This window comes from Campylobacter sp. LMG 7929, from assembly GCF_024723595.1.
In the GTDB taxonomy this organism is placed as follows: Bacteria; Campylobacterota; Campylobacteria; order Campylobacterales; family Campylobacteraceae; genus Campylobacter_D.
The window spans coordinates 1-377 of sequence record NZ_JANQCY010000046.1; the positions used below are offsets into that span (position 1 = coordinate 1).

General features: G+C 24.4%; 1 pseudogene. It reads right to left on the bottom strand.

Going from position 1 to position 377, the window contains the following annotated elements:
• A pseudogene (locus CAMP5118_RS07995) lies at positions 1–372 on the bottom strand (GNAT family N-acetyltransferase); the annotation flags it as partial.
• Positions 373–377 lie beyond the last annotated feature (5 nt).

Below are 377 nucleotides of genomic sequence, written 5' to 3' on the forward strand. Positions count from 1 at the left end.
AAAAAGCTCTGCTTTATTTCGAAACAAAGCATATAAATCTTCTTGTGCTGGAATTTTATGATAAATATAAGGAACACATTTATAGATTAATTTTTTAAAGTTATTTTCTTTCATATATTCTTTTAAAACTTCAAAGCATTCAAGCATTTTATTTTGCTTCATATTTTTATCCACAATAAAACCTCCAAAAGTAAGCCCCTGATGTGAATATAAAATATCTTCTGTTGCATTACATGGAAGCAATGCTATAAGTTTTTCATCTTCATAAAACATTAAAGAATTATCTATAAATCTATCACTATGATAATCCATATAATTTCTATCAAACATAAAAAGCCCATTTTTAGCATTTCTGTTAAAATTATTCCAAATATCTT